Source organism: Streptomyces sp. NPDC037271, from assembly GCF_055603605.1.
Genome location: NZ_JBVJVN010000005.1, coordinates 279,205 through 302,534 on the forward strand (window position 1 = coordinate 279,205; position 23,330 = coordinate 302,534).

Consider the following 23,330-nt stretch of genomic DNA (forward strand, 5'->3'; position numbering starts at 1 on the left):
TGGGTGGGCCGTCTCCTTCAGTGGGCATCGGTTTGCGGGAGTGCCTGGATGGTGAGCGTGCCGTCGGTCATGCCGGCCGCCATCACGCGGGTCAGGTCGTCGAGCGCGGCCGTCTGCTCGCGCAGTAACGCCGCCCGGCTCTCGATCTCGGCGAGGACGGCCTCGTACAGGTCGGCCTCGGCGCTGCTCAGGTCGGGGACGACCAGGTCCTCGATACGGCGGGAGGCGCGCACCGCGCCGCTGGTGCGGGCGTGCTCCCCCGCCGCCGCCCGCAGCAGCGCCGCCAGCACCCGGGGCCGTACCGGAGGATCAGCGTCGGGATGCACGCGCAGGATGCGGGCCGGCGCCGCGACCAGCGAGACGCCTTCCACGTCGACGTACACGCCGAAGTGCGGGTGGGCGGTGACGATCAGGTCCCCGGGTTCGGTGAACTGGGCGTGCTCGTACGCCGTGAGCAGGATGCCCCGGTCCATGCGACGGCCGCCGATGCGGGCGGTGCCGAGGATCTCCTCGGGGGTGAGGACCGTGTAGTGGCCCTCGGGGGTGAGGTGTTCGGGGGCGAAGCGGTGGCCGGGGCGGCGGCGCAGGCGACGGGCGCGCAGGAGGCGGCCGACGGACGTACGGCGTACCGGCTGGTTCTCGGGACGCAGTTCCGCCTGAGCGTGCAGCCGGAGTTCACCGGCACGCGAACGTTCGTGGAGCTCCCCCAGGCGACGCTCCAGGTCCGCGATGACCGCCGGGCGTTCCACCACCGTCCGCAGGTGTCGGGACGCGGGCGTGCGGTGCTGCGGGGTGAACGCGGCGCCGGGGCTGCCGTCCAGGTCGGTGCCGTGGACGATAGCGGCGTGGCGCGGTTCGTGGCGCGGGTCGGGGGTCCAGCCGGAAGCGCGCCAGATGGCGAGGTCCTCGGCGAGGGCCTCGAGGACCGGCTCGGTGAGCGGCCGGGCGGAGTAGTCGGCGAGGAGGACGCGGCCGGTGCGCTGCTCCTCGGGGACGCGGGCGAGGATCCAGACCGCCGTGCGGTAGCCGGGGCGGTAGGCGTAGGCGCCGTCGGGGAGGCTGATCGCCGCCTTGAGTAAACCGGGCTTCAGGAAGGAGCGGCGCAGGCGGTCGGCGTCGCCGTGCCGGGCGAGGGGGCCGGTGAGGACGTCGGCGGGGCCGAGGACGACGGCGGTGGCGCCGGTGTCGAGGTAGTCGGTGAGGGCGGCCACCTGGTCCAGGACCGCCTTCGCGTCGCGGGTCTCGGCGGCCTCGTAGGGCAGGGCGCAGACGAGGAGGTGCGGGGAGCCCCACTCGTCCTCTTCGGCGGTCAGTTCCTCGCCCTCGACGACGTCGAGCCGGAACTCGTACACCCCGCGCACCAGCATCCGCCGGCGGACCAGGCGCACGCGGGCCGGGTCGGGGTCGGCGGCGAGGTAGACGTGGCCGGAGTCCTCGGCGGCGCGGTCGTGGAGGGCGGCCGGAAGGTCACCGGAGCAGGCGTGCGGGACGGCGATCACCGCACCCTCGTCGAGGGTGTCGATCCCGGAGAACGCGGCGAGGGCGCGGACCACGGCCGGGGTGGGCCCGTCGGCGGCCGGGTCGTGGGAACCGAGGCGGTGGCGGGCCTGGAGGATCCAGTCGAAGGCCTCGGCGGGGTTGTAGGCGGCGTCGATCAGTTCGTCGGCGAGGTGGGCGAGGGCCGGGCCGGTGCGGTCGGGGTCGGGCAGGGCCCGCAGTTCGGAGAGGAGGAAGCGGTCGTCGGGGTCGAGGTCGGCGGCCCGTTCCAGGAGCGTGTGCCAGGGGCGGCCGTCGGCGACGGGGGCGTCGAGCTGCTGGTGCAGGCAGACCAGGGAGGTCAGCGCGCCGAGCAGGACGGACGCGGGCAGGGCCGGGGTGCGCCAGGCGGCCAGGGTGTGCAGGGCGAGCTCGGCGCGGAGCCGGCGGGGTTCGGTGTTGCCGCGGCCGGTGGAGGCGAGCCAGTCGACGACGGCGCGGGCGTCGAACAGGGGGCGTCCGTCCTCGTGGGCGACGGGCGCGGGGAAGTCGGGGTGGCGGCGGGCCCAGGTGGTGGGGACCGGGCGCTTGACCTGGGCGAGGGCGGCGATCTCGGCGTAGGTGATCCGCCAGGCCGGGGTTTCGGGCAGTATGGCGGAGGGCGTCCGCGCGGTCGTGTGCGTCGTCATCGGACGTGTCCCCCCTCTCCCCCGGGTCACCGAGGCCGGCTTCCTCGCCTCGTGGTCCACCCCTCTTCGGTGGGCGGACGTCAGCAATCTACAGCGAGGCCGGAACTCGGAGGGAAACCCATCTGATAATACGGGTTATCAGTGATCTCCTCACCGCACCACCGGAACGGCGGGCACCTTGTGATCAGCAGCGCCACGACGCCGAACCGGAGGACCACCGCGATGAGCCACCCGCCCTCGACCCCGCCCAGCACCCCGGGGCCCGCCGACTCCGGGAACGCACCGAGCTGGGGCGCCGTACCGCCGATGCCGGTCCCGCCGACCGGTGCCGGGCAGCCTCCGGCGGGCCTGCCGACGGGGTCGAAGCCGTCGCGCCGCAAGGCCTGGCTGACCCACGGCGCGACCGCGCTCGTCGCCCTCGTGATCGGCGCGGGCATCGGCGGAGACGGGGAGTCCGACGGCAAGGACGACTCCGCCGCTCCCGCCCCGGCCGTCACCGTCACCGAGACCGCGCCCGCCGAGGCCGCCGAACCGGAGCCGGCCGTCACGGTCACCGAGAAGGTCACCGTCACGCCGAAGCCCGCCAAGAAGCCCGGAGCGGCCACCACGGTCGAGGGCGACGGCCAGTACCTCGTCGGCGAGGACATGCAGGCCGGTACCTACAAGACCGCCGGGCCCGACAAGGGCAGCATCATCGAGAACTGCTACTGGGCGCGCACCAAGAACGCCTCCGGGGAGTTCGACGCGATCATCGCCAACGCGAACCTCCAGGGCCAGGGCCGGGTGACGGTCAACAAGGGCGAGTACTTCGAGACCAACGGCTGCCAGGAGTGGACCAAGGTCGGCTGACCGGCCGCCGCAGACGCCGCCGCGCTCGTGGGGGGACGCGGCGGACACGGGGCGGGCGGCCCGCCGAGAACGAACCGCCCGCCCCTCCCTTCTCCCCTCCGCCACCCGCCCGACGTGAACAGGAGGGTCCGTCGATGGGCCGCCGTTCCCCGCTCGCCCACGCACCCCGCCCCACCCTCAAGGGCCGTCCGCAGGTGCACTTCGACGGCGTGGTCAAGGCCGTGTCCCGGACGCCGATCGTCCTCGCCACGGACGCCTCCGGCACCGGCGACAAGGTCGGCACCGGCTACCTCGCCACCACCGGCGAGACCGGACTGCGCGCCCACGCCTACCCGCAGTACCTCACCGCACCCCGTTTCCGTGTCGTCGTCACCGAACTCCGAGCCGTGTACTGGGGACTGCGGCGGATCTTCGCCGCGCACCCCGGACGGCCGGTCGAGGTGCGCGTCGACAACCTCGACGCCCTGGACCTCCTGCACGAGTGGCAGCGCGGCGGCTACCGGATGCCGGACGGCTACGGGACCCGGCTGCGTTCGCAAGGCCGCACGCCCAGCCTCGTCAAGCTGCAGATGTACGCCGAGTACACGCCCAATCTGACCTTCGTCCACGAGAAGGCCCACGTCGGCAACCCGCTCAACGAGGCCGCCGACTCCCTGGCCAAGCTCGGCCTGCGCTCCGTGTGCGGCCGGGTCCCGGCGACCGAGATACCCCGGCTGGTCCCGCTCTGGGCGAGCGGTGCGCTGGCCGAGTACCGGCGGGGCCGGGGCTGAGCCCCCGTACCCGCTCGCCGCGCCCTCCTCCCGTCACACCTTCCCTCACACCTCCGCGCCCTCGTGCCGAAAGGAAGTCCCGCGATGTCCTCCCCCGAGCAGCAGCCGCACACCCCTCCCCCGGCCGAGGCCCCCGAAACGGACCGGGCCACGGCCGAGGAACCGGCCCCCGCGCCCACCGAGCCGCTCCCCGCCCCGCCCGACCACCCGCCGGCCGCGTCCGCCTCCCACTGGTCGCGGCTGTCCCGCGGCGCCGTCCTCGCGATCGGCGCCGGCCTGGGGGCCGCCGTGGTGGGCGCCTGCTGGGCGGGGATGTCACTGGCCGGTGGCAGCGAGACCGACGCGACCGCAGCCGGTGCGTCCGCTTCACCCTCCGTGAACGCTGAGCTGACCGAGGACGTGAAGGGGCCTTTCAGCACCGACGGGACCCTCACCGTCGCCGGGATCGGCGCGGGTCTGGACCCCGAGGAGCTGTGCTCCGGGACGGGTGGCTACTCCGACATCGACTTCGGCGCCCAGGTCAACGTCACCGACGCCGCCGGAACCCTCGTCGCCGTGGGGAGCCTCGGCTTCGGCGAGAAGACGGAGCTGGGCTGCGAGTTCCCCTTCACGGTCGACGACATCACGCCGGGCTCGAAGTTCTACACGGTCGAGGTCTCCCACCGCGGCGGTCTCACCCAGACCGAGGACGAACTGCGCACGGGCGGCCTCGCGTTCACCCTCGGCGACTGAACGGCCAACCGGCTCGGGACGACTGTTCCGCATCTTTCCCGCGCATCCCCACCTTTTCAGAACTTGCCACTGAACGATGTACTTCACCCATGTGTCAGCTGGTAGGACACAGCGGGCCCAGCCATCACAGGCGAAAGGGAACCTCAATGAGCACGCACGCCGACCCACTCGTCGACGGCGCACCCCCGATGAGCGAGTACGAGAGGCAGGTGTGGGACGCGCTCAACGAGCACTGGCAGCGCCGCAACGACCGCCGTGGGCTGCCGAACTGGGCGAGCACCGCGCTCAGCCGCACCGGTGAGGTCGCGGGGAACGCCGCGAGACGGGCCAAGGACGCCGTGCCGGACGCGGTCGCGGAACCGATCCGTCGCGCGGGCGACGCGGTCGCCGACACGGCCCTGCGGCCGGCGCTCGCAGGCGCGGCGGCGTTGCTCGAGCTGGTCAACGACAAGGCCATGGATCTCAACGACCCGAAGAGCGTCGAGGAGCTCGCCCGCAAGCAGGGCCTCGACATCGACAGTTTCACCGAACTGCGGCAGCAGGACCTCAAGGTCTGCGACCGGCTGCTGACCCGCAACACCCTCAAGTGGCGGACCACCGGAGCGGTCGAAGGCGGCGCCATGGGTCTGCTGGCCATGGTCCCCGTCGCCGGTACCCTCACCGCGCTGACGGCGGACATCCTGGTCGTCCAGGTCCTGAGCACGTCGATAGCGGCGCGCATCGCGTACTCCTACGGCTACGACGCCAAGGACCCCAAGGAGCAGGAGTTCATCCAGCACCTGGTACAGCGGTCCTTCATGGCACAGGCGGCCAAAGCCAAGCCGCTGCGTGACACCGCACGGGCGGCGAGCGCGGTCAAGGGACGCGTGAACTGGTCGCAGAAGCTCCGCAACGACCACCGTCTCCTGGCAGCTCTCGAGAAGTTGATGAAGCAGCTGGGCCCGGCCGGCTCCAGGGTGCCCGTCAAGAACGTCGCCAAGGTCGTGCCGGTCGTGGGTGTCCTCATCGGTGCCGGCATGAACTCCGCGGTCCTCGGCAGAGTGGCCACCGAGGCCCAGCGGTACTGCCAGACCCGGTTCCTGTGCGACAAGTACGGGCTGCCGCTGCCGGCCGCGCTGGCGGCCGGCTGGGACGACGACCCTCAGACCGACGCCACGTAAGTGAGCCGCGGTCGCCGTTACCCGGGGGAGCCGGCAGGGACCCGTACCGTCTCCACCCAGCCCGGGGGCTGCGGCGCGCCGTCGCCGATCAGGGCCGCGATCAGGCGGCAGGACGGGACCTCGTCCGGCCAGGGGGTGAGTCCGTCGGTGAGGACGATGACGAACGAGGGGTGGTCGCGGGCCGCGAGGGCGGCGTCGATGCCGACGCGCATGTCCGTGCCGCCCCCGCCGCCGAGGGTGACCTGCTCGGTGGACGTCACCCGGGACACGGCGTGCACGTCGGCATCGCAGGCGAGGACGGTGACGCGGTTGCCCCGTACGCCGACCTCGCGCAGTACGCCCGTGATCTCCCCCAGGGCGGCGGCGAGTTCCGCGTCGCCCATCGAACCCGAGGTGTCGACGACGACGGCCACCCGGGGCAGCGGACGGCGCAGGCTGGGCAGGACGACGCCGCGCAGCGCCGGGGTGCGGCGCGAGGGGCGGCGGTAGGTGTAGTCGACGGCTCCGGCGGCCCACGCGGCGGCTTCCCGGACCGCGCCGGAGAGCGCCTGCCGCCAGTCCACCGTGGGTTCCAGGACCTCCTCGGCCCAGCGCTGCCAGCCCGCGGGCAGGGTGCCGCGGGTGCGCTGGTGGGTGCGCATCGCCTCGGCGGTGAGCCGGCGCAGTGCCTGGGCCTCGACGTCGCCGAGTGCGGCGGGGCCGGCGGATCCGGGGAGTTCCCAGGGCGCCGGGCGGCCGTGGGCGCCCGATCCGCAGTCGTGTTCCCTCACGTGCGGGGGCAGTTGCGGCAGGTACGCCTCGAACAGCTGCCCTTCGGGGAGGCCGAAGAGGCGGGGTTCGACGCGTCCGGCGGGCAGGCGCAGGCCGTCGGCGAGGAGGTCGTCGTTGATCTCGCAGTCCTGGGCGACGTTGACGCGGTACCGGTCGCGCTGGTCGGCGGCGGGGAGCCGGCCGGCGCGGCCGTGGTGGTCGCGCAGCAGGTGTGCCGCCTCGTGGATCCAGACGCCCGCGAGTTCCTCCACGGGGGTCGCGTCGACGAAGGCGGGCGACACGTAGCAGCGCCAGTGGCGGTCCACTCCCATCGTCGGCACGTCGGGGCTGGGCACGACGGTGAGGGCGTACAGGGCCGACGCCAGGTAGGGGCGGTCGTTCGCCGCGCGGTAGCGGGCCGCGAGCAGTTTGGTCGTGTCCAGGCCGCTGCCGGGTTTCGTCATGCCCGTGGGCCTCAACGGCTGCCGGGCAGGGCCCCGGACATCTGCAGCAGGTCCAGGAACCCGTCGATGCCGGGGGGTACGGGCCAGTCGATCCGGCGCATCGACGCGAGGTCGGTGGCCGCCCGGGCGGCCACGTCCGGTACGCCCGCGTCCACGGCCTTGGCCAGGACCGCCCAGCCGGCCTCCCAGCGGGGCCGGGTGAGGTCGCTCTGGATGGCGGCGACGACCGCGATGAGGAAGGCCAGTTGCCGGTCGCCGCGCTCGGGGAGGGCGAACGCGTCGGGGTCGGCGAGGACCCGTTCGGGATCGGGCAGGTCGAGGTTTTCCAGGTACGACAGCAGTTCGATGCCCGCGCCGTCCCCGACGGCCCCGGTGAGCGCGGCGGCCGTCGCCTCGCGGCCGGCGCCGGTCGCGTATCCCGTGGCGAGCAGTCGCAGCGCCATCTCCCAGGTGCGGGGTGACGGCCAGGAGCGGCCCCGGCTCTCGGCATCGGCGGGTATGTGGTGGACCAGGCCGGGCCGGGCCGTGAGGAAACCGGAGACGGCGCCGCGGGCCCGCGCGACGGCACCGGGCACCTTGGCCGGATCGACCGCGGGGATGGCCACCTCCGGCCAGGTGCCGGCCATGCCGCGGGCGACCGTGGCCGGGTCGTGGGTCCAGTCGAGGTGGACGAAGCGGTTGGCGAGCGGCGGGCTGAGGTGCCAGCCGTCCGCGGCGCTCGACGGCGGGTTGGCGGCGGCGACGATGCGCACCGCATCGGGCAGGACGAGGCTGCCGACCCGGCGTTCGAGGACGACCCGCAGCAGCGCCGCCTGCACGGCCGGTGGCGCGGAGGACAGCTCGTCGAAGAAGAGCAGGCCCTGTCCGGCGCGGGTGAGCCGGACCGCCCAGTCGGGCGGGGCCATCGGCACGCCGGTGGTGGCCGGGTCGTCCCCGACGATCGGCAGTCCCGCGAAGTCCGACGGCTCGTGCACACTGGCGATGACCGTCTCCAGCGGGAGGCCGAGTCCGGCGGCGAGCTGCTCCAGGCCGGCGGACTTGCCGATGCCCGGTTCGCCCCACAGCAGGACCGGCTGGTTGGCCGTCACGGCCAGGGCGAGCGCCTCCAGTTGGGGGTTGGCGGCGGGTTCGGTGCGCCGGGTGCGCAGCCTGGCGACGAGGTCGTCCGCGGCGGCCAGCGGGGCCGGTCCGGTGCGGGGGGCGGCGTCGGTGCTCAAAACGGCAGTTCCTTGCTGTACGCGTCGAGTCCGGGCTCGTCGGGCTCGGGCTCGTCGGACTCGGGCTCGTCGGGCTCGGGCTCGGGCTCGGGCTCGGGCTCGGGCTCGGGCTCGGGCTCGGGCTCGGGCTCGGGCTCGGGCTCGGGCTCGGGCTCGACAGGCTCGTACTCGTCCGCTTCCTCCTGCTCGTTGCGGTCCATGTACTCGTCCCACCAGTCGGCCCCGAGGCCAGGGTGTTCCTCACGGACGCGCTTCCGGAGGAAGGCCAGGTCGGAACGCCGGTAGCGGCGGATGACCTGGGCCAGCGACAGCTCCATCTGGTCTTCCACGTCGATCCGGGCACCGGCGGCGAGGAGTGCCTCCACGAGGGCCCTGGAGCCGCCGTCGTTGACCGCCACGAACAGCGGTGTGCGGTCCCGCTGGTCCCGGGCCTCCAGGTCGAGCCCCGCCGCGAGCAGCCGGGGCAGGAGCGGTTCGTGGTCGAGGAGGTGCAGTACGTGGAGCAGCGAGCGTCCGGAGGCGTCGCGGACCCGGGGATCCACTCCCGCGTCCAGGAGCTGGAGCACGCCGTGGGTGTCGCCGTGCTGGGCGCGCAGGAACAGGTCCTGGCGCTGGGCGCGGAGCGCCTTCGGCAGGCGGCCGTCGCCCGACGCCCAGGTCTGCTCGACGGCGAAGCACCCGGCGACGGCGCCGCCGAACGCGCGCAGGGCCCGTTCGCGCTGCTGCTCCTCGTCGCTGTGCGGCATGCGGAGCAGACCGCCCGGGCGGAAGCCCACCTCGTGCCATTCGCCGCGGCAGCGCACCCGGACGGGTTCGGGGACGGCGGGGCCCGGTGGGCCACCGGTCCCGTCGGCGACCCGGAGGTCGGGGAACAGCGCCTCGCGGACCAGCGGATGCAGGTGTTCCGGCTCGACTCCGCCGACGCGCAGCAGGTCGAGGTCGGGGAGCCTGCGCCAGAGCGCCTCGGCCAGGAAGGGCACGCCGTTGGTCTCCCCGCGGTCGACGGCCCTGACCCCGAGGCCGGTGGCCGTCGGCTCCAGCAGGATGCGTGTGCGCCAGTCGCCGACGACGAGGAAGCGGTCGCCGACACCCTCGTCCTTCAGCCGGCGGACCTCCCGTTCCAGACGGGTGTGGTCGAGCGCGAGCCGGCCGAGGAGCTTCGTCGGATCGGCCTGGTACCAGCCGGGGCCGCCGGACGGGGGTGTCAGGTCGGCCTCGATCCCGGCCGCGGTGAAGGCCGCCTCGACCTCGCCCTTCTGGTGCAGCAGGGTGATCCACTCGGCCCGGGCCGGCGCGTCACCGGGGCCCGGGTCGGCCGTGGGCAGTTCGTCCGTACGGCGCGGTCGGCCGTCGGTGTGGAAGAAGGGGGGACGTTCGGTGCCGCCGCCGCACCGCTCGCGCAGTTCGGCGGTGTGCCGCGCGTCCCACAGGTGCCGGGCGTACCGCCAGTCCTCGGTCGGGCTCCCGAAGACGCCGGCGGTCTTCTCGTCCGCGACCGTGCGGAACCGCAGGGTGATCCGCTGCGGGCCCTCCAGCATCGCGGGCGTGGTGAGGTGCAGGTACGGCGTGGAGCGGGGGCCTTCGCCTGCTCGCACCGGCCGGTAGCGGGCGAGGACCACGGTGCGGTCGGTGTCGAGGGTGGTCCACCCGCCCAGCACCCGGGGCAGGTGCCATCGCACCAGGTCCGGGACCAGGTGGCGCAAGTCGTCCGCCAGCGCCGCGGCGACGTCGTCGCCGCAGTGCTCGGCGACCTCCGGCAGGTCGATGTCGACGTCCACGTCGGCCGCCGCGCACGCGCCCCGCCAGTCACCGGCCGTACGGCGTTCCGTCGCGCGCTCGATCATCCTCCGGGGCACGGCGTAGCGGCGGACCCGCCGCCGGCTCGCCGCCTCCTCCGGTGGGAAGCAAGGGAGTTCGGGGCGGCCGCTCAACGGTAGACACTTCCTATCGCGCGCAGGTCGGGGTGGGCCCCGGCCACGGGCCGCAGGCGCTGGGTGAAGGACCGCTTCACCTTCCGGGGCAGTCCGGGCCCGAGACCGACGTACTCCAGCGGTGAGGCGTCCGGCACCGCCGCCAGCAGGGACTTCGCGCCCCGGCCGGTGAGCCCGGTGTGGCACAGCTCCAGCCGACGCAGCGGACTGCCCGCGAGCGCGGCGGCCAGGGCGCGGGCGCCTTCGTCGCCGGTGGCGTTGGCGGGGGCGCCGAGGCTCCGCTCCGACATCGGCCGCCCCAGGTCGAGCGTCTCGATGGCGCCCAGGGCGTCGGCGAGGGCGCGCGCCCCGGCGGGGCCGATGCCGTTGCCGCCCAGGCCCAGGCGCACCGGCCGCCCGGAGTCGGCGGCGGCTGCCGCGAGGACGGCGGCGCCCTCGTCGCCGAGGTGGTTGGCGGGCAGGTACAGCTCGCGCACGCCCGCCTCCCGGATCAGGGCCGCCAGCAGGCCGGCGGCGTCGGCGGTCAGGCCGTTCCCGCCGAGGAAGAGGCGTTCCACCGGGCGCGGGCGGCCGGTGAGGGCGTCGGCGAGGGCGCGCAGACTCCTGGTGGTGACACCGGTGTTGACCAGGTCGAGGGTGCGCAGTGTGGTGTTGCGGCGGAGCATCGCGGCGAGCGCCATCACGCCGTCGTCGCCCACCGGGTTGCGCTTGAGCCACAGGGCGCGGACGGTGCCGTCCGCGGAGAGCGTGTCCGCGAGCGCGTCGGCGCCTTCCGGGCCGATGCGGTTGCAGCCGAGGTAGAGCGTGTGCAGGCCGTGGCCGTCGACGAGCGCGCGGGCGACCGTCGACGCCCCCTCGTCGCCGATGGCGTTGGTGCCGAGCAGGATGTGCCGGGCGTGCGGTGAGGTGGCGGCGACGGGCATCAGCCGGGCGGCGCCGGCCGCCCCGAGACCCTGCTTGCACAGGTCGACACGGCCGTCCGCGCGCACGGTGCCGAGCGGGAACACCTCGTCGGTCTCCACCGCCCGGGCCGACGTCAGACGGGTCAGCAGCGGGTCCAGGCCGACAGGGTCACTGATCGGGATGTCCGGGTGCTCGATCGCCGGGCAGCGCACGGGTGTCGGCTGCGTCATCACCACTCCACCGGTCCATCGCCGGTGCCCGGCCCGCCGAGGACGGCATCGCCCTCCGCCCGCCCAGGACGGACCGACGCCAATCGACGTTCCTCCACGACAAGGGCGGCAAGGCCGGTCGGATTCGAACCGACGTCCTCCAGCTTGATGCTAGGGCGCGACGACCTCTGCGCTACAGCCTTGCCGTGGAAGATCATAGCCGGATCCGCCGACATGTCGATCAGTTGTTCGGCGGGCCGTCCGGTGAGATGTCCGGCGATGCCACCGGACGGTCAGTGGTGCGCGTCCGGCGGGTGCGGGGTGCGCCGGCCGACCGCGCGCCGCGTGCTCTCCCGCCGTTCCCGGACGGCCGAACCCGCCGCCCAGGTGGCGCCGAGAACGAGCAGTCCGAACACGGTCTGCACGGCCTTGCCGCCGCCCTGCCGGCTCTGCCCTCCCGTGACCGTGAGCAGGGCCGCGCCCGCGGCGCACAGCCCCGCGAGGGACGCCGGCCGGTCGACGGCCTGGTGGGGGTGGCGGTGGGCGGTGCTCGTTCCGGTCAGCGGCCACAGCCATGGGCCGGCACGCCTCGAGCCCTCCTCCCACCACCTCAAGAGGAGGTGGAGAAGGCCCCGTGACCGGCGGTTCGGCCGGTGTCACTCAGGCGGGGCCACCGGCAGGACGTCCGGTGAGAGCGCGCCGGCGTGCGCGGAGACACTCGTCATCCGGCGGCGGTGGTGACGTCGGCACAGCACCTCGTAACCGACCTCCGCGGCCGGGCCGTTCACATCTCCGACGACGACCTGCTCGCCCGCCACGACCATCTCGCCGCCCACCGTGCGGGCGTTGTGCGTGGCACGCGCACCACACCAGCACATCGCCTCGACCTGAAGGGTCTCGATCCGGTCCGCCAGCTCGATCAGCCGCTGCGAGCCGGGGAACAGCTTCGTGCGGAAGTCGGTGGTGATGCCGAAGGCGAAGACGTCCAGGCCCAGGTCGTCCACGACGCGTGCCAACTGGTCGATCTGCTCCGGGGCGAGGAACTGCGCCTCGTCCACGATCACGTAGTCCACCCTGCCGCCCCGCGACAGCCGATCCACGAGGTAGGCGTGCAGATCCATGCCCGGAGCCGCCTCGGTCGCCTCCGTCACCAGGCCCAGCCGCGAGGAAAGCTTCCCCTCCCCCGCACGGTCGTCCCGCGTGAAGATCACACCCTGTAGTCCTCGCGCCGACCGGTTGTGACCGATCTGCAGAGCAAGTGTCGACTTCCCGCAGTCCATGGTTCCGGAGAAGAACACGAGCTCGGGCATGAGGGGCTGAGCACCTTTCGGCAGAGGGGGCGGGGTACGCGGGGGGGGTGGGTCAGGAGCGGATTTCGAGCAAGGGGACGAGCTGCTCGGCAGGGGTCATCGACCCGTGGTTGCCGACCATCGACGACTCGTTCGGCTCACGCTCGGAGGCGATGAGCAGCACGTCGTCCCGCGCGGCGGCGACCACGTCGCCGATGCGGTCGTACACCCGGTCGTCGATGCGGGGACCGAACCAGCCCGCGTCGATCGCCTCGTCGCGGGACGCCACCCAGAACTGCTCGCCGAGCACTTCCCGCCAGCAGGTCAGTACGTCGTTGTGCGCGCCGGGGACGGCGTAGACGTGCCGGGCGCGGCCCTCGCCGCCGAGGAGGGCGACGCCCGCCTTCAGCTCCCAGTCCTCGTCGAAGTCGATGCGGTGGTCCTCGTCGAAGGGCACGTCGATCATGCCGTGGTCGGCGGTGACGTACAGGGCGCTGCGCGGCGGCAGCTGCTCGGCGAGGCGCTGGACCAGCCGGTCGACGTGCGCCAGCTGGCCGCGCCAGGTGTCGGAGTCGACGCCGAAGCGGTGGCCGGCGCCGTCGACCTCGGCGTAGTACGTGTAGACGAGGGCACGGTCGGTGCGGGCCAGCTGCTCGGCGGCGCAGTCCATGCGGTCCTCGCCGGACAGGCGTCCGTGGAACTCACCACCGCTGAGCGCGACCTTGGTGAGCGGGGTGTTCGCGAAGGTCGGGGAGGAGACCTGGGCGGCGTGCACACCCGCCTCGTGGGCGAGGCCGAAGACGGTGGGGTACGGCTGCCAGCGGCCCGGTGCGGTCCACGGCTGCCAGCGCAGCTGGTTCATCAGCGCGCCGGTGGCCGGGTCGCGCACGGTGTAGCCGGGCAGGCCGTGGGCGCCCGGCGGCAGACCGGTGCCGACGGAGGCGAGGGAGGTCGCGGTGGTCGCCGGGTAGCCGGCGGTGATCGGGCGTCCGGTGCCGCCCCGTGAGCTGCCCAGCAGCGAGGTCAGGAAGGGGGCGTCCTCCGGGTGCGCACGCAGCTGCTCCCAGCCGAGGCCGTCGATCAGGAACACGCAGTTCCGGTCGGCGGGGGTCAGCTCCGTGATCCCGGCGGTCATGCCGGGGACGCCGAGGCCTGCGGCGAGCGTGGGCAGCAGGTCGGCGAGCGATCCGGTGCCGTACTCGGGTACGGGGGCGGAGTCGACGGGGAGGGGTTCCGGCTCGGTGTCCCAGGCGGTGTGCTGCGCCATCAGCGGGAGGTGTCCGCGGTCGCCTCGGAGAGGGCCTGGGCGAAGGTGAGCGCCTGGCGCACCGTCTCCGGGCCGTCGCCGGCCTCGCTGACGCGCAGGCTGAGGTCGTCGGCCGTCGAGCTGCCCGTGTAGCCGTGGTCGGCCTCGCAGTTGGGGTCGCCGCAGGCGGCCGGCTCGAGGTCGAGGCGGGAGACGGCGCCCCAGCCGATGGTCAGCACGATCTCGCGGGGCAGCGTGCCCGGCTTGTACTGCTCCGGGTTGGCGACCACGCGGCTGACTACGATGGAGGAGATCCGGCCGAGCTTGACGGACTCCGTGGACGTCGTGGCGTACGGCGTCGGGGAGGTGTCGTCGGCGGCCTGCTCATCGGTGTGGCTGACGATGAAGCGGTTGCCGGTGAGCACGAGCACGGTCACGTGCCGGCGCACCTCGTTCTGGTCGAACGTCGTCTCCTGGTGGACCAGGTACGACCGCACGGGCTCGCCGCCCACAGCGGCCTCCACCGCCTCGGCCACGAGGGCCGGGTAGTAGCCGCTGCGCTCGATCGCCGCTCGCAGCCCCTGGGTCGTCGTACTGGTCTTGGCCATGCCGTCCATCCTACGGGGGCGCGCCGACTGCGCGGCACGCTCGTGCGAGACCCGTCCCGGGGCGCGGGCGGTCAGTACGCCGGCAGGGTCCGCGGGCCGAGGTCGTCCCTGGCGGGAGGAGGAGCCAGGCGGACGGCGGCGCCGAGGACGCTCAGGCCGCGCGGGGCGACGACGACCGGTTCCAGGGTGACCGCGACGACCTCCGGGTGGTCGTCCACCAGCCGGGAGACCCGCAGCAGCAGTTCCTCCAGGGCGGAGCTGTCGACCGGGGCCGAGCCGCGCCAGCCGAAGAGGAGGGGCGCGGTGCGGATCGAGCGGATGAGCGAGGTGGCGTCGCGGTCGGTGACCGGGACCAGCCGGTGCGCCATGTCGCCGAGCAGTTGCGTGGCCGCGCCGGCCAGACCGAAGGAGAGCACCGCGCCGGCCGCCGGGTCGATGACCGCCCGTACGACCGTGTCGACGCCGCGCGGGGCCATGCCCTGCACCACGGGGCGCAGCTCCTCGGGCTTCCCGAACAGCTCGGTCAACTCGGCGTATGCCCTCCGCAGCTGCTCCTCGTCCGCGAGGTCCAGGCGTACGCCGCCCAGGTCGGCGCGGTGGCGCAGGTGCGGGGCGGTGGCCTTGAGGGCGACGGGGTAGCCGATGGTCCGCGCGGCGGCGACGGCGTCGTCGGGGGTGGGGGCGGGCAGGGCGCGGTGGACGTGGATGCCGTACCTGCCGAGCAGGTCGCAGGTCTCCTGCGGGCCGAGCGTGAGCCCCTGCCCGCGCGCGAGGTGCCCGGATATCAGCTCGGCGGCGCCCTTCTCGTCGATGTCCTCGTACTCCGGCACCTTGCCGGGGTCGGCGGCGTCGCGTCGCCACTGGGCGTAGGCGACGGCCTGGGCGAGGGCGCGGACGGCGCGTTCGGCGGCGGGGTAGGCCGGGATGAGGCGGGCGCCTTCCCGCCCCCCGCCGCCAGGCTCGCCGGTGGAGGGCCGCTGCGCGGAGGCGGGGCGGTCGGCGGCGCCTGCCCCGGAGGCCAGGGGCGCCCGGGGCACGGCGGCCGAGAGCGCGTGCGGCCCGGGGGCCGGGGCCACCTGGGGATCGGTGGACGAGGCGGCCCGGGGATCGGCGGTGGACGAGGCAACCTGGGGATCGGTGGGCGCAGCGGCCTGGGGCCTGTCGGACGAGACGGCCTGGGGCTCGTCGGATGGGGCAGCCCGGCTCTCCGCCGTCGAAGCCACCCGGGGGCCGGCGGCCGAAGCCGTCTCCCGCCCGTCGGACGAGGCGGCCCGCGGCTCGCCGGGCGGAACCGCCTGCGGCGCCGTGCTCGTCGCCGCGGACAGGGCCTCCGCCAGGCCGCCCAGCTCCACGTGGACCACGAGGACCGGCTTGGCGGGCACCCCGGCCGCCGCCGAGCGGAGGGCCTCCGCCAGCGCCGCGTCTCCCGCCTGCCCCTCCCCCACCGTCGGGATGGCGGTCACCACCACCGCGTCGCACGTGTCGTCGGCCAGGGCCCGGGACAGGGCCTCGTGGAAGTCGCCGGCCGAGGCTGCCGTGGTCAGGTCCAGGGGAGGGTGCGGCCGCAGCCCCTCGGAGAGGCAGGCGTCGTACGTCAGCAGCCCCAGTGATTCCGAGTTCCCGAGGATCGCCACCCTCGGTCCGGCGGGCAGCGGCTGGCGGGCGAGCAGCAGACCCGCGTCGACCAGGTCGGTGATCGTGTCGACCCGGATCACGCCGGCCTGCCTCAGCAGCGCGGAGACCGTCGCGTGCGGCAGCCGCGTCGCCCGTACGGCGTGCCCCTGGGGCGCCACACCCCCGTGCCGGGCACCCTGCACCACGACCAGCGGTTTGACGGCCGCCGTCCGCCGGGCCAGGCGGGTGAACTTGCGCGGGTTGCCGATGGACTCCAGGTACATCAACGCGACGTCCGTCTCCGGGTCGTCGTACCAGTACTGGAGGACGTCGTTGCCGGAGACGTCGGCCCGGTTGCCGGACGAGACGAAGCTCGACACACCGGTGACGCCGGTGACCCCGCCGCCGCGCCGGTGCAGCCGGGACAGCAGGGCGATGCCGATGGCACCGGACTGGGCGAACAGGCCGATCCGTCCGGTGCGGGGCATCTCGGGGGCGAGGGAGGCGTTGAGCCGCACGTCCGGGGAGGTGTTGATGATCCCGAAGGCGTTCGGCCCGATGATCCGCATGCCGTACGTGCGCGCGTGCCGCACGAGTGCGCGCTGGCGTTCGCGTCCTTCGGGGCCGCTGTCGGCGTATCCGGCGGAGATCACGACCAGGCCCTGCACCCCGTGCTCACCGCACTCGGTGACCACCTCGGGGACGTGCTCGGCGGGCACGGTGACGACGGCCAGGTCGACGGGGCCGTCGATGTCGCGCACCGAGCGGCGCGCCGGGACCCCGTCCAGTTCCGTGCCGCCCTGGGGGAACGCCTTGTTCACGGCGTACAGCGACCCCGTGTAGCCCGCGTCCCGGATGTTGCCGAGGATGCTGCGGCCGACGCCTCCGGGTGTGCGGCCGGTGCCGATGACCGCCACCGACCCGGGCTGCAGCAGCCGCTGAACGGAACGCGCCTCCGCGCGGTGCTCGCGCGCGTACTGCACGGCGAGCGAGCGGTCGGTGGGTTCGAGGCCGAACTCCAGGCGGACCACGCCGTCCTCGAAACTCCGTTTCTGGGTGTACCCGGCGTCCATGAACACCTTGATCATCTTGGTGTTGGCGGGCAGCACCTCGGCGGCGAAGCGGCGGATGCCGCGCTCACGGGCGACGGCGGCGATGTGTTCCAGCAGCGCGGAGGCGACGCCGCGCCCCTGGTGGGCGTCCTGGACGAGAAAGGCGACCTCGGCCTCGTCGGAGACGGGAGGGGCGGGCGCGAAGCGCCCTCCGGCAAGGGCGGTGGTGGGCGAGGGGTGGGACGTCGCGGGTGTTCCACCGGCGCCGATCCGGTCGTAGCGTACGGTGGCGATGAACTCGCCGCCGATGGTGGCCGCGAGTCCCACCCGGTCCACAAAGTCGTGGTGCGTGAAGCGGTGGACGTCCTTGGCGGACAGGCGAGGGTACGGCGCGAAGAAGCGGTAGTACTTCGACTCGTCGGAGACCTGCTCGTAGAAGCTGACCAGGCGCTCGGCGTCATCAACGGTGATGGGGCGGACGCGCGCGGTGCCGCCGTCGCGCAGCACCACGTCGGCCTCCCAATGGGCGGGGTACTCGTGCCGGTCCGACGAGGTCTGCATGGGCCCCAGAGTACGGCTCGCGTACGACAACGGCGCGAGGCAGTCTGTGGAGGACGGAAGCTCGGACCGAGGCCGCGGTCCGACGACCACACGGGCGGCACACAGCCGTCCGGGCACGCTTCACGATGTGGGAAACTGGTCTAGACAAGACAGGTCTAGACAACATGAACCCCTGAACACCTGAAGGGCAGCATCACATGGCTGAGCGCCGCGTCAACGTCGGCTGGGCCGAGGGCCTCCACGCCCGCCCCGCCTCCATCTTCGTCCGAGCCGCCACGGCCACAGGCGTCCCGGTGACGATCGCCAAGGCCGACGGTTCCCCCGTCAACGCGGCCTCCATGCTGGCCGTCCTCGGCCTCGGCGCCCAGGGCGGCGAGGAGATCGTCCTCGCCTCCGACGCCGAGGGCGCGGACGCCGCCCTGGAGCGGCTGGCGAAGCTGGTCTCCGAAGGGCTCGAGGAGCTTCCCGAGACCGTCTGAGCCGTCTGAACCGTCTGCACCGTCTGCACCGTCTGACGGACAGCAGCATTGAAAGGCCCGCCCGGACCACCGGGCGGGCCTTTTGATTTCTTTCGGCTTCGCTCTTCTGCGGGCATCCGGGCATTCCGGGGCGTCGGCAGGCCAGGAAGTCGAGAAGTCAGAAAGTCGAGAAGCCAGAAATTCGGGCAGCCGGGCAGCCGGGCAGCAAAAAGACTCCTCGAATTACTCTTACCCTCTCTTTGTATACGGCCCTCGCGTTAAGCCCGCAGGCTCGACGTGTTTACGGCACGTTGCGATTTCCTCACACGCCTTGTCCGTTCGCCGTCGGAAGCGAATCGCAGCCGGTATCCCGGCGTCGACCGCTCGGTGTGCAGCATCATGAGCGCCCGCGCGCGCTCGCTGTCGCCCCGGGCCACCGCGTCGGCGATCGCACCGTGCTCCGCCCAGTACTCCACGGGTCCGGCCGGCGCGTCCACGGTGTACATCCAGGCGATCTTGTGGCGCAGCTGGGTCAGCAGCGCCGTCAGGGAGGGGCTGCCCGCGGCCTGGGCGAGGGTGTCGTGGAACCAGCCGCCCAGGGAGCGCAGATCATCGCTGTTGCCCTGCCTGGCCCGCTCCTGACCCAGCCTGACCAGTCCGCGCAGTACCTTGAGGTGGGCCTCGGTACGGCGCCGGGCGGCCCGGGAGGCGCCGAGGGGTTCGAGGAGCGTACGGGCCTCCAACAGGTCGGCGGCCTCCTGTTCGCCGGGTTCCGCCACGCACGCGCCCGCGTGCCGCCGGGTCACCACGAAGCCCTCGGCCTCCAGCGTGCGCAGGGCCTCACGGACCGGGACGCGGGAGACTCCGTAACGGCGGGCGAGCAGTTCCTCGGTGAGCCGACTGCCGCGCCCGTGGACGCCGGCGACGATGTCGTCCCGGATCGCCGTGCACACCGAGTGCGCCGGAATACGCATGCCCGACCTCCGCCTTGATCCCCGTGAAACGTCGACGATTGACGCGTGAGCAGTGACTCTAGGCCAGCCGGGCGGATATTCCGACGGCGGGGCGGATTTCCTGGTCATCTTTTGGACAGCGGCGACGCCTGGGTCACCCGTGGAAATGCGAACGCCCCGGCTCGGGAGCCGGGGCGTTCGAGTGCCGTGCCGTCCGCCGTCAGATGTTCACACCGTGGGAGCGGAGATAGGCGACGGGGTCCATGTCCGAGCCGTACTCGGGGCTCGTACGGGCTTCGAAGTGCAGGTGGGCTCCGGTGACGTTGCCGGTGGCGCCGGAGAGACCGATCTGCTGACCGGGGGCGACCGCCTGGCCGACCGAGACGCCGATGGAGGACAGGTGGCCGTACTGCGTGTACGTGCCGTCGTGCATCCTGATCACGACCTGGTTGCCGTACGCCCCGCCCCAGCCGGCCTCGACGACGGTGCCGACGCCGACCGCGTGCACGGAGGTGCCGCTCGCGGCGTGGAAGTCGATGCCGGTGTGGCTGCCCGAGGACCACAGGGAGCTGCCGGCCTGGTAGGCGGTGGAGACGTAGGAGGCGGTGATCGGCGACACGAAGGTGTTGAGGCGCTCGCGCTCCGCCTCGCGCGCGGCGCGCTCCTTGGCCTCGCGTGCCTCCTCGGCCGCCTCGGCGGCCCGCTCGCGTGCGGCCTCCTGGGCCGCCTCACGGGCGGCGGCGTCCAGCGCGGCCCGCTTCTGCGCGGTGGCCTGGGCGTCGATCTCGTCGGCCACGGCGTCGCCGATGGTGACGACCGGGGTGAGTCCGCTCTGCTCCGCCTCGGACTCGGCGGCGAGCGCCGGAGCGGCGAGGGTGCCGACGACACCGGTGGTGGCGAGGGCCGCGACGCCCGCCGCGTGGGCGGTGGTGCGGTGCATCCGGCTGGGTCGGCGGTGCTTGCCGGTGGCGCGCGTGAACGCCATGTGGAGGCTGGTCCTTTCCTTCCCTCTCGCCTACCGGGTTAGCTGACGGGTTCGGAGCAGGAAGGTCTCCTACGGACCCCCTCGCTGCACGCGCGGGCGTCCGATTCACCCCAGGGACTGCGATGGGTCCCCGGCTCCCCTGGCTCGCGCCGTACGGGGACTCGGCGATGGCTGTCCGGTGCCGCGGGTGCGGCGCACTGCCTGACGAACAGCCCGGACGACGCTAAACGGGGTGTCTTCAATCCTCAAACGCAACAGGCGTTTTGTAGCGCACGCCACAGGGCAGACGGTCAGTCAGCCCCGCAATTCGGACAAAAGGCGGCCCTGGTGACACTGTGGTCACCAGGGCCGCCCCGCGCGCGTGCCGCTACTCGGCCGCCACGACGGTCACTTCACCGATGCCGAGGGCCTCGACGGGCTCCTTGATCTGCGCCGCGTCGCCGACGAGGACCGTCACCAGACGGTCCACCGGGAAGGCGTTCACGACCGCCGCCGTGGCCTCCACGGTTCCCGTGACGGCGAGTTGGCGGTAGAGCGTGGCCTGGTAGTCGTCCGGCAGGTGCTGTTCGACCTGGTCGGCCAGCGTGCTCGCCACGGCCGCAGCCGTCTCGTACTTCAGCGGCGCCACACCGACCAGGTTCTGCACGGCGACGTCGCGCTCGGCGTCGGTGAGCCCGCCCTCCGCGACCTTCCGCAGCACCGTCCACAGGTCCTCCAGCGCGGGACCCGTGTTGGGGGTGTCGACGGAGCCGCTGATGGCCAGCAGGGCGGCGCCCGTGCCGTCGGGCGCGGAACGCAGGACCTGTGCGAACGACCGCACGCCGTAGGTGTAGCCCTTCTCCTCGCGCAGGACGCGGTCCAGGCGCGAGGTGAGGGTGCCGCCGAGGCAGTAGGCGCCGAGCACCTGGGCGGGCCACACGCGGTCGTGCCGGTCGGAGCCGGTGCGACCGATCAGCAGCTGCGTCTGGACGGCTCCGGGGCGGTTCACGATGACGACCCGGCCCCTGTCGTCGGCGGTCACCGGCGGCACGGGACGCGGCTCGGCGGCGGAGCCGGTCCACGCGCCCAGCGTGTCACCGAGCAGCGCGTCGAGGTCGACGCCGGTGAAGTCGCCGACGACCACCGCGGTGGCCGTGGCGGGCCGGACGTGCTTCTCGTAGAAGGCGCGTACGGCCGCGGAGTCGATGCGCGCGACCGTCTCCTCGGTGCCCTGACGCGGGCGCGACATGCGCGTCCCGGCCGGGAACAGCTCCTTGTAGAGCTCCTTGGCCGCGCGGCGTGCCGGGTTGGCCAGCTCGTGCGGGATCTCGTCGAGCCGGTTGCGGACCAGCCGCTCGACTTCGCTGTCCGCGAACGCGGGCGCCCGGAGGGCGTCGGCGACCAGGCCGAGGGCCTTGGCGAGACGCGAGACGGGCACTTCCAGGCTCAGCCGGACGCCGGGGTGGTCGGCGTGTGCGTCGAGGGTGGCGCCGCAGCGCTCCAGCTCGGCGGCGAACTCCTCGGCGGAGTGCTTGTCGGTGCCCTCGGAGAAGGCGCGCGCCATGATCGTGGCGAGGCCGTCGAGGCCGGCCGGTTCGGCGTCCAGGGGTGCGTCCAGATTGACCTCGACAGCGACGACCTGCTGGCCGGGGCGGTGGCAGCGCAGCACCGTCAGGCCGTTGTCGAGACTGCCGCGCTCCGGGGCCGGGAACGCCCACGGCTTGGGCTCGCCGGCCTGCGGCTGAGGGTGGAATTCCATGGTGGCGAGCTCGGTCACTTGGCCGCCTCCTCGTTCTCGTCGGTGGCGTTCGTGTCGGCGTCGTTGTCGTCGGCGTTGTCGTCGGCGTCGGCGGGGGCCGTGGGCTCGTAGACGAGCACCGCGCGGTTGTCGGGACGCAGGCGTGCCTTGGCGACCTCCTGGACCTCCTCTGCCGTCACCTCGAGCACTCGCTGCACGGCGGTGAGGGCGAGCTGCGGGTCGCCGAAGAGGACGGCGTACCGGCACAGTTCGTCGGCGCGGCCCGCGACCGTACCCAGGCGGTCCAGCCACTCGCGCTCCAACTGGGCCTGGGCGCGCTCCATCTCCTCCGGCGTGGGCCCCTCCTCCGCGAACCGGGCGAGCTCCTCGTCGATGGCGGACTCGATGACCGGCACCTCGACGTCACCGGACGTCTTCACGTCCAGCCACCCCAGGGAGGGTGCTCCGGCGAGCCGCAGCAGACCGAACCCGGCGGCGACGGCCGTGCGGTCGCGGCGCACGAGCCGGTTGTACAGGCGGGACGACTCGCCGCCGCCCAGGACGGTGAGAGCCACGTCGGCCGCGTCGCACGCGCGCGTGCCGTCCTCCGGCAGGCGGTAGGCCGCCATCAGGGCGCGGGCCGGGACCTCCTCCTCGACGATCTCGCGCAGCTGCCCGCCGATGACATCGGGCAGCGAGCCGTCCCGGGGGGCCTGCTTGCCGTCGTGCGAGGCGATGGAACCGAAGTACTTCTCGATCCAGGCGAGCGTCTGCTCGGGGTCGATGTCGCCGACGACCGACAGCACCGCGTTGTTCGGCGCGTAGTAGGTGCGGAAGAACGCGCGCGCGTCCTCCAGCGTCGCCGCGTCCAGGTCGGCCATCGAGCCGATCGGCGTGTGGTGGTAGGGGTGGCCCTCCGGGTAGGCGAGGGCGGTCAGCTTCTCGAAGGCCGTGCCGTAGGGCACGTTGTCGTAGCGCTGGCGGCGCTCGTTCTTGACGACGTCACGCTGGTTCTCCATCGACTCGTCGTCCAGGGCGGCCAGCAGGGAGCCCATGCGGTCGGCCTCCAGCCACAGAGCGAGCTCCAGCTGGTGGGCGGGCATGGTCTCGAAGTAGTTGGTCCGCTCGAAGCTGGTGGTGCCGTTGAGCGAGCCGCCGGCGCCCTGCACCAGCTCGAAGTGGCCGTTGCCCTTGACCTGGGCGGAACCCTGGAACATGAGGTGCTCGAAAAGGTGAGCCAGGCCGGTACGCCCCTTGACTTCGTGGCGGGAGCCGACGTCGTACCAGAGGCACACCGCCGCGACCGGGGTCAGGTGGTCCTCGGAGAGCACCACGCGCAGGCCGTTGGCCAGGCGGTGCTCGGTCGCTGTCAGGCCGCCGGAGCCTGCCTGGGCTGTGGCCGTGTGACCCATGGGCATGTACGTCCCTTCGATCGCGAAATCCTTGGCGGAATCACTTGGTGAAACACTTGGTGGATCATTGGGCGGAACTGCGGAATTCCGCCGATCCTTCCGATCCTGCCACTGTATGCAAGCGTGCGGGCCGCCCGTGGAGTTCCCGGGCCTCGTACGCCGAGAGCGAGAACGGGGTCGGCGACCCGGCGGGGGCGGGGGCGCGGCACGAGGGCGTACCCTGCGGGCAGCGCCGGGCCGGGCAGCCCGTGACGGGTCCTGGTCGGTCGCTGTCAGTGCCGCGGT

Annotated in this window: 19 protein-coding genes and 1 riboswitch; of the genes, 5 read left to right on the top strand and 14 right to left on the bottom strand. The window is 73.4% G+C overall.

The window, feature by feature from the left end; all coding sequences use genetic code 11:
* Nucleotides 1-17 precede the first annotated feature (17 nt).
* A complete protein-coding gene (locus ACZ7G3_RS12910; protein WP_470925291.1) occupies nucleotides 18-2,165 on the bottom strand; it encodes a hypothetical protein in 2,148 nt (715 codons plus the stop codon).
* A 222-nt stretch (nucleotides 2,166-2,387) separates the two neighbouring features.
* Between ACZ7G3_RS12910 and ACZ7G3_RS12915 the strand changes: the two genes are divergently transcribed.
* The 4 genes from ACZ7G3_RS12915 (at nucleotide 2,388) to ACZ7G3_RS12930 (ending at nucleotide 5,676) form a co-directional block, all read left to right on the top strand.
* Nucleotides 2,388-3,014 carry a hypothetical protein gene (locus ACZ7G3_RS12915; protein ID WP_470925293.1) on the top strand — a complete coding sequence of 209 codons (627 nt, stop codon included), beginning with the start codon at nucleotides 2,388-2,390 and terminating at the stop codon, nucleotides 3,012-3,014.
* Between the two features lie 134 nt (nucleotides 3,015-3,148).
* Nucleotides 3,149-3,784, top strand: a complete 636-nt coding sequence (locus ACZ7G3_RS12920; RefSeq protein ID WP_470925295.1) for a ribonuclease H family protein — start codon at nucleotides 3,149-3,151, stop codon at nucleotides 3,782-3,784.
* 84 nt (nucleotides 3,785-3,868) lie between these two features.
* The gene (locus ACZ7G3_RS12925; protein WP_470925297.1) at nucleotides 3,869-4,516 is read left to right on the top strand and encodes a hypothetical protein; all 648 of its coding nucleotides are present in this window, start codon (nucleotides 3,869-3,871) and stop codon (nucleotides 4,514-4,516) included.
* Nucleotides 4,517-4,662: 146 nt separating this feature from the next.
* Nucleotides 4,663-5,676 (top strand): EcsC family protein, encoded by a 1,014-nt coding sequence (locus tag ACZ7G3_RS12930; protein WP_470925299.1) that lies wholly within the window; start codon nucleotides 4,663-4,665, stop codon nucleotides 5,674-5,676.
* A gap of 17 nt (nucleotides 5,677-5,693) precedes the next feature.
* Here ACZ7G3_RS12930 and ACZ7G3_RS12935 read toward each other — a convergent pair whose 3' ends face one another.
* From ACZ7G3_RS12935 to ACZ7G3_RS12975, 9 genes are all read right to left on the bottom strand, one after another.
* The gene (locus ACZ7G3_RS12935) at nucleotides 5,694-6,890 is read right to left on the bottom strand and encodes a vWA domain-containing protein (protein ID WP_470925301.1); all 1,197 of its coding nucleotides are present in this window, start codon (nucleotides 6,888-6,890) and stop codon (nucleotides 5,694-5,696) included.
* 11 nt (nucleotides 6,891-6,901) lie between these two features.
* Nucleotides 6,902-8,107: an AAA family ATPase gene (locus ACZ7G3_RS12940; RefSeq protein WP_470925303.1), complete on the bottom strand. Its 1,206-nt coding sequence runs from the start codon at nucleotides 8,105-8,107 to the stop codon at nucleotides 6,902-6,904.
* Nucleotides 8,104-10,038: an ankyrin repeat domain-containing protein gene (locus tag ACZ7G3_RS12945; RefSeq protein WP_470925304.1), complete on the bottom strand. Its 1,935-nt coding sequence runs from the start codon at nucleotides 10,036-10,038 to the stop codon at nucleotides 8,104-8,106. The genes ACZ7G3_RS12940 and ACZ7G3_RS12945 overlap by 4 nt, the downstream gene beginning before the upstream one ends.
* The gene (locus ACZ7G3_RS12950) at nucleotides 10,035-11,171 is read right to left on the bottom strand and encodes a leucine-rich repeat domain-containing protein (protein ID WP_470925306.1); all 1,137 of its coding nucleotides are present in this window, start codon (nucleotides 11,169-11,171) and stop codon (nucleotides 10,035-10,037) included. Before ACZ7G3_RS12950 ends, ACZ7G3_RS12945 begins: the two co-directional genes overlap by 4 nt.
* A gap of 272 nt (nucleotides 11,172-11,443) precedes the next feature.
* Entirely contained in the window at nucleotides 11,444-11,764 is a 321-nt protein-coding gene (locus tag ACZ7G3_RS12955) for a hypothetical protein (RefSeq protein WP_470925308.1), read from the bottom strand.
* 42 nt (nucleotides 11,765-11,806) lie between these two features.
* Complete coding sequence (locus ACZ7G3_RS12960) at nucleotides 11,807-12,460, bottom strand: thymidine kinase (protein ID WP_426597883.1); 654 nt, start codon at nucleotides 12,458-12,460, stop codon at nucleotides 11,807-11,809.
* Between the two features lie 52 nt (nucleotides 12,461-12,512).
* A complete protein-coding gene (locus tag ACZ7G3_RS12965) occupies nucleotides 12,513-13,706 on the bottom strand; it encodes an alkaline phosphatase family protein (protein WP_470925310.1) in 1,194 nt (397 codons plus the stop codon).
* Nucleotides 13,706-14,302 (bottom strand): DUF5998 family protein, encoded by a 597-nt coding sequence (locus ACZ7G3_RS12970; RefSeq protein WP_426521837.1) that lies wholly within the window; start codon nucleotides 14,300-14,302, stop codon nucleotides 13,706-13,708. Before ACZ7G3_RS12970 ends, ACZ7G3_RS12965 begins: the two co-directional genes overlap by 1 nt.
* 62 nt (nucleotides 14,303-14,364) lie before the next feature.
* Entirely contained in the window at nucleotides 14,365-17,520 is a 3,156-nt protein-coding gene (locus ACZ7G3_RS12975) for a bifunctional acetate--CoA ligase family protein/GNAT family N-acetyltransferase (protein ID WP_470925312.1), read from the bottom strand.
* 197 nt (nucleotides 17,521-17,717) lie between these two features.
* On the opposite strand from ACZ7G3_RS12975, the gene ACZ7G3_RS12980 reads away from it, so the two are divergent.
* A complete protein-coding gene (locus ACZ7G3_RS12980; RefSeq protein ID WP_053138275.1) occupies nucleotides 17,718-17,999 on the top strand; it encodes an HPr family phosphocarrier protein in 282 nt (93 codons plus the stop codon).
* Nucleotides 18,000-18,256: 257 nt separating this feature from the next.
* Here ACZ7G3_RS12980 and ACZ7G3_RS12985 read toward each other — a convergent pair whose 3' ends face one another.
* From ACZ7G3_RS12985 to ACZ7G3_RS13000, 4 genes are all read right to left on the bottom strand, one after another.
* Complete coding sequence (locus tag ACZ7G3_RS12985) at nucleotides 18,257-18,952, bottom strand: GntR family transcriptional regulator (protein WP_470925314.1); 696 nt, start codon at nucleotides 18,950-18,952, stop codon at nucleotides 18,257-18,259.
* 199 nt (nucleotides 18,953-19,151) lie between these two features.
* A complete protein-coding gene (locus ACZ7G3_RS12990) occupies nucleotides 19,152-19,916 on the bottom strand; it encodes a M23 family metallopeptidase (RefSeq protein ID WP_470925316.1) in 765 nt (254 codons plus the stop codon).
* A gap of 12 nt (nucleotides 19,917-19,928) precedes the next feature.
* Nucleotides 19,929-20,093: riboswitch (cyclic di-AMP (ydaO/yuaA leader) on the bottom strand.
* 190 nt (nucleotides 20,094-20,283) lie between these two features.
* Nucleotides 20,284-21,672, bottom strand: a complete 1,389-nt coding sequence (locus ACZ7G3_RS12995; RefSeq protein ID WP_470925318.1) for a M16 family metallopeptidase — start codon at nucleotides 21,670-21,672, stop codon at nucleotides 20,284-20,286.
* A complete protein-coding gene (locus ACZ7G3_RS13000; protein WP_470925319.1) occupies nucleotides 21,669-23,051 on the bottom strand; it encodes a M16 family metallopeptidase in 1,383 nt (460 codons plus the stop codon). The genes ACZ7G3_RS12995 and ACZ7G3_RS13000 overlap by 4 nt, the downstream gene beginning before the upstream one ends.
* Between the last annotated feature and the right edge of the window lie 279 nt (nucleotides 23,052-23,330).